Source organism: Kitasatospora sp. NPDC056327 (assembly GCF_042261735.1).
Classification (GTDB): Bacteria; Actinomycetota; Actinomycetes; order Streptomycetales; family Streptomycetaceae; genus Kitasatospora.
The window spans coordinates 1-5,019 of sequence record NZ_JBHJRC010000434.1 but is presented as its reverse complement, the minus strand read 5'-3'; the positions used below and the strand labels follow the sequence as shown (position 1 = coordinate 5,019).

The window sequence follows — 5,019 nt, the reverse complement described above, 5'->3', positions numbered from 1 at the left end:
GCCCACGGGAGGCCGGCCGGCCGTCAGGCGGTGGTGGTGGGGCTGTGGAAGGTCTTGGCGGCGATGAGCCAGTGACCGTCCGCGCGCACCAGGGAGAAGTGGTTGGTGAAGTCGGCGTCCTGGTAGCCGTGTTCCTCCAGCACCGCGACCGCGACCTCGCCGGTGACCTCGACGGAGCGGATCGTCGAGGAGTACCGGCCCGTCCACGGCCGTTCGCCGGTGTCGGCGGCGACCACCTCGCAGAACGCGTCGATGGGCGCGGAGACGAACCGCTCGCCGAGGTAGCCCCACATGTGGGCGTCGGGCCGGAAGACGGCGCGCACGGCCGCGCTGTCACCGGCGGTCACCGCGTCGACGTAGGCCTGGACGACGGCGCGGACGGCGGCGGCGTCACCGCCGGCGGCCCCGTGCTCGGGGCGGGTGTCCTGCTCGGGGCGGGCGTCGCGGTCGGCGCGGGCGTCGGGCTGCGAGGGGATCATCGGGGGTTCCTGCTTCCTCGTCACGGGGGTGGGTGGGGGTGCGCGGGGGTGCGGGTGCGCGCGGAGGGGGGTGGGAGCGACGGGCGGACGGTCAGCCGTGGTGCAGCCAGACACCCTTGGTCTCGGTGAACACGTCGAGGGCGTGCGCGCCCATCTCGCGGCCCCAGCCGCTGCTGCCGAACCCGCCCCAGGGCGCCGCCGGGTCGGGGACGGGCGGCATGTTCACGAACACCGCGCCGGCCCGGATGCCGGCCGTCAGCCGCTGCGCGGTGCCCAGGTCCCTGGTCCACACGGCGGCCGCCAGCCCGTAGTCGGTGTCGTTGGCGCGGGCGATCACCTCGTCCTCGTCGTCGTAGGCGAGCACCGGAAGCACCGGGCCGAAGACCTCCTGACGGGCGACGGTCATCGTGTCCCGGACGCCGGCCAGCACCGTCGGGCGGTAGAAGTGGCCGCCGGCCAGGGCGCCGTCGGCCCGGGAGCCGCCGGTCACCACCTGCGCGCCCTCGGCGACGCCCGCCCCGACCAGGGACTCCACCCGGCCCAGGTGCTCGGCGCTGACCAGCGGACCGAGGTCGGTCCCGGCGGCCAGGCCCGGGCCCAGCCGCAGCGCCGCGACGGCCGCCGCGAGCTTCTCGGTGAACTCCTGCTCCCTGGCACGGTCCACGTAGAAGCGGGCGTACGCGGCGCACACCTGGCCGCTGTTCAGCAGCGCGCCCTGGACGTTGCCCGCCACCGCGGCGTCGATGTCGGCGTCGCGCGCGATGATGCTGGGGGCCTTGCCGCCCAGCTCCAGGGTGACCCGCTTGAGGTCGTCGGCGCTCGCCCGGACGATCTCGCGCCCCACCGAGGTGGAGCCGGTGAAGGAGACCTTGTCCACGCCGCGGTGGGCCACCAGGGCCCGCCCGGTCGCGGGGCCGCCGGTGAGCAGGTTGACCACCCCGGCGGGCAGTCCGGCCTCCTCGCAGAGCCGCACCAGGCGCAGCGAGGTGAGCGAGGTCTGCTCGGCGGGCTTCAGGATCACGGTGTTGCCGCAGGCCAGGGCCGGGGCGATCTTCCAGGCGGCGATCATGAGGGGGAAGTTCCACGGCGTGATCAGCGCGCACACCCCGACCGGCTCGCGCCGGGTGTAGTGCAGGGTGTCGGGGAAGGAGACCGGGGTGACGCTCCCCTCGATCTTCGTCACCCAGCCCGCGTAGTAGCGGAAGTGCTCGGCCGCGCCGGCCACGCTGACCGCGCGCGCCACGCCCAGCGGCTGGCCCTGGTCCCGGCTCTCCAGCTCGGCCAGTTCGTCGGCGTCGCGCTCGATGAGGTCGGCGATCCGCCACAGCAGGCGGGCCCGGGCGGCGGCCGTCGTGCGCGCCCAGGCCGGATCGGCCAGCGCGGCCCGCGCCGCGGCCACGGCGGCGTCCACCTCGGCCTGTCCGGCGTCCGCGAGGTGACCGAGCAGGGATCCGTCGGCCGGATCGTGGGCGGGGAACCGCGCCCCGTCCGTGGCTTCCGTCCACTGCCCGCCGATGAGAAGCCGACCCTGCTCCATGCTGCCGCCCGGTGCCACGGCGCGCCCGCCGCGCGCCTCGTGGGGACACCGTCGCGCACCGGGGGTCGGCGCTTCTTGTCACCCGGTGCACAGTCCTTGTCCCGGACCGCACCACCGGGACGGCCGCCGGGGCCGTTCCGGAGAGCGGGCAGGCCGCCGGAAGCCGTCAGGAAGGGGCCACGGCCCCGGGCCCGGCCGCCGGGCCCGCCCGGTACTCGCTCGGACTGCACCCGTAGGCGCGCCGGAAGGCCCTGCTGAAGTTCGCCGCGTCGGTGAGCCCCCACCGGGCCGCGACGGCCCCCACGGGGCGGCTCCGCGACGCGGGATCGCGCAGCTCACGGCGGCAGTGCTCCAGCCGGCGGTGCCTGATCCAGCCCGAGACGGTCCCGCCCTCCTCCTGGAAGAGCCGGTGCAGGTAGCGGGCCGAGATGTGGTGGGCGGCGGCCACCTGTTCCGGCCCGAGGCCGGGATCGCCCAGGTGCTCCTCGATGTAGGCGCGGACGCCGACGAGCAGCGCCCGCCCGCGCGACTCCGCCGGGGGCACGGCATCGGCGAGCCGCTCCGTGACCAGCCCGGCCACCAGGTCGGCCACCGTGTCGGCCAGCCGGTGCGCGGCGGCGCCCCGGAACTCCTCCGGGCGCTGCGGGAGCTGGCGCAGCACCGGCACGGCGAGCGCGCCGAACCCGCGGCGTCCCGACAGCGGCCGGGCGGTGGCCCGGGCGATCTCCGCCGGAGGGACGGGCAGCAGGGACTGCGGCAGCATCACCACCAGCTGACGGTAGTGCGCCGCGAAGGAGAGGCTGTAGGGGCGGCTGGTGTCGTAGATGGCGAGGTCACCGGGGGCGAGGGCGACCTCGCGGCCGTCCTGGCCCAGGACGCAGCGGCCCGAGAGCTGGAGGCCCAGCTTGAAGTAGGCGCCGCCGGACGCGGCGATCAGCTTCGGTGTCCGGTGCACCGCGTGGGCGCCCGCCGAGATCTCGGTGACCCGCAACGCGCCCAGCGCCACGGACCGCATCCGCCCGCGGAAGGGGGCGCCCCCGGCGGCGGCCGGTTCGGCCCGCAGCGGGACGAAGGTGTCGTTGACCGCGGAGCGCCAGTACTCGAAGCGCTCCGCGCCGCGCAGGCCGTCCGTCGTGATCACAGGGTCCATGCCACGCCTTTCGGTGCTCCGGGAGGGGGCCATTGTGGCCCTCAGCAGGCCGTTCACGCCAGAGCCGGGGGCAGCGGGGTCGCCGGCGGCACGACCGGGCCGGCGTGCTTCGGCGTCGGGACGGCAGGACCGGCCGGCGACGGGGACGGCAGGACCGCGGCGGCCGCACGGCCTGAGCGGGCCGGGCCGGGCCGGGCCGGCGGCGGCGGGAGGGCAGCGGCAGGGCGGCAATCGGCAGTCACCGGTCAGGGTGCAATCCTCCGCCGCCACGCGTGTTCGGCCGGGCCCGGAAGCGTCGGCACCTACCGTGACCGGGAGCGATCCCGGCGGGCCGACGCCGGGATCCGGACTCCACGGAGGTACCCGACCATGACCGCTTCCCTTCCCGAGCTCACCGGGGACTACGTCCTCGACCCGACGCACACCCGGATCGGCTTCGTCGCCCGCCACGCCATGGTCACCAAGGTCCGCGGCGCCTTCCACCAGTTCGAGGGCACCGCGCACCTGGACGGCACCGACCCGGCCAAGTCCGCCGGCCAGGTGGTGATCAAGACGGAGAGCATCGACACCGGCGTCGAGCAGCGCGACCAGCACCTGCGCACCAACGACTTCCTCGACGCCCCGAACTTCCCCGACATCACCTTCCGCACCACCGAGGTCGAGCGGAAGTCCGACACCGACTACCGGGTCACCGGCGACCTCACCGTCAAGGACGTCACCAAGCCGGTCACCATCGACTTCGAGTACACGGGCAACGCCGTCGACCCCTACGGCAACCTGCGGGTCGGGCTTGAGGGCTCGGTGACCATCAGCCGCAAGGACTTCGGCGTCACCTGGAACGCCGCCCTTGAGGGCGGTGGCGTACTCGTCGGCGACAAGATCGTCCTTGAGTTCGACATCTCGGCCGTCAAGCAGGGCTGACGGCACCCGTCCGGCCGGCGCGCGCGGCTCCGCGCGGCCGGCCGGGCACGGGGGCACCCGCCCCGGCCCGCCCGGCCGTGGCAGCGGGGCGTGACAGCGGGCCGGGTGCCGGCCGGCGGGGCGTCAGCGCCGGTGGGTGAGCTGGATCAGGTTGCCGCAGGTGTCGTCGAGGACCGCCACGGTGACCGGCCCCATGTCCACGGGCTCCTGGACGAAGCGCACGCCGAGTCCGCGCAGGCGCTCGAACTCGGCCCGCACGTCGTCCACCGCGAACGAGGCGGCGGGGATGCCGTCACCGACCAGCGCCCGCCGGTAGGGCCCGACGGCGGGGTGGCCGTCGGGCTCCAGGAGCAGTTCGGTGCCGTCGGGCTGCTCGGCCGAGACCACGGTCAGCCAGCGGTCCGTCCCGAGCGGGACGTCGTGCTTCTTCACGAACCCGAGCACCTCCGTGTAGAAACGCAGGGCCTTCGCCTGGTCGTCGACGAAGACGCTGGTCAGGTTGATCCTCACGGGACGGTCCTCCGGTTCGTTCGGGGCGGGGCGTTCGGGGCGGGGCGGTCGGGGCGGTCGGGACGGCGCCTTCGGGTCGCGGTGCGCCGGAACGGTCCGGACACCCGCGGCCCGTCGAGGACGCGCCGCGGCACCGGATCCGCCGACACCTCGATGACATCGTCGGTCGGCACCGGACACCGGGCAAGGCGGACGAGCCGCGGGCGGAGCGGGAGCGGCACGCCGGACGGCACGGCACGGAGGACGGCGGCTGGCGGCCGCGGGCACGACCGTGCTGGAGCGGAACTGGCGCTGCCGGGCCGGGGAGATCGACATCGTGGCCCGGGAGCCCGGCCGGGCCGGGGCCGTGCTGGTCGCCGCCAGTTTCGCCAACCGGGTCGGCAACGGTCTGTTCAACGCGGCGTCGGCGCTCTACTTAACCC

At 75.4% G+C, this 5,019-nt stretch carries 6 protein-coding genes; 2 read left to right on the top strand and 4 right to left on the bottom strand.

The annotated features are described in order from the left end of the window. Positions 1 to 23: 23 nt before the first annotated feature. The 3 genes from ACFCX4_RS34675 to ACFCX4_RS34665 all read right to left on the bottom strand — a co-directional run bounded on the left by ACFCX4_RS34675 (position 24) and on the right by ACFCX4_RS34665 (position 3,166). The gene (locus tag ACFCX4_RS34675) at positions 24 to 479 is read right to left on the bottom strand and encodes an SgcJ/EcaC family oxidoreductase (RefSeq protein ID WP_376151197.1); all 456 of its coding nucleotides are present in this window, start codon (positions 477 to 479) and stop codon (positions 24 to 26) included. Between the two features lie 91 nt (positions 480 to 570). Continuing rightward, positions 571 to 2,016, bottom strand: coding sequence for an aldehyde dehydrogenase family protein (locus ACFCX4_RS34670; RefSeq protein ID WP_376151195.1), 1,446 nt, complete (start codon positions 2,014 to 2,016; stop codon positions 571 to 573). Positions 2,017 to 2,182: 166 nt separating this feature from the next. Continuing rightward, the gene (locus ACFCX4_RS34665; protein ID WP_376151193.1) at positions 2,183 to 3,166 is read right to left on the bottom strand and encodes a helix-turn-helix domain-containing protein; all 984 of its coding nucleotides are present in this window, start codon (positions 3,164 to 3,166) and stop codon (positions 2,183 to 2,185) included. 369 nt (positions 3,167 to 3,535) lie between these two features. Between ACFCX4_RS34665 and ACFCX4_RS34660 the strand changes: the two genes are divergently transcribed. Beyond that, positions 3,536 to 4,087: a YceI family protein gene (locus ACFCX4_RS34660; RefSeq protein ID WP_376151191.1), complete on the top strand. Its 552-nt coding sequence runs from the start codon at positions 3,536 to 3,538 to the stop codon at positions 4,085 to 4,087. Positions 4,088 to 4,210: 123 nt separating this feature from the next. Here the strand turns inward: ACFCX4_RS34660 and ACFCX4_RS34655 are convergent, their stop codons facing one another. Continuing rightward, positions 4,211 to 4,597: a VOC family protein gene (locus ACFCX4_RS34655; RefSeq protein ID WP_376151189.1), complete on the bottom strand. Its 387-nt coding sequence runs from the start codon at positions 4,595 to 4,597 to the stop codon at positions 4,211 to 4,213. Positions 4,598 to 4,847: 250 nt separating this feature from the next. Here ACFCX4_RS34655 and ACFCX4_RS34650 point away from each other — a divergent pair. Next, positions 4,848 to 5,019: YraN family protein (locus tag ACFCX4_RS34650; protein WP_376151199.1), on the top strand; the 172-nt coding region annotated here is incomplete at its 3' end.

Bases quoted from the DNA above. Each gene is read 5' to 3' on its own strand.
- ACFCX4_RS34670 (WP_376151195.1), bottom strand. From the start codon at position 2,016: ATGGAGCAGGGTCGGCTTCTCATCGGCGGGCAGTGGACGGAAGCCACG.
- ACFCX4_RS34675 (WP_376151197.1), bottom strand. From the start codon at position 479: ATGATCCCCTCGCAGCCCGACGCCCGCGCCGACCGCGACGCCCGCCCC.
- ACFCX4_RS34665 (WP_376151193.1), bottom strand. From the start codon at position 3,166: ATGGACCCTGTGATCACGACGGACGGCCTGCGCGGCGCGGAGCGCTTC.
- ACFCX4_RS34660 (WP_376151191.1), top strand. From the start codon at position 3,536: ATGACCGCTTCCCTTCCCGAGCTCACCGGGGACTACGTCCTCGACCCG.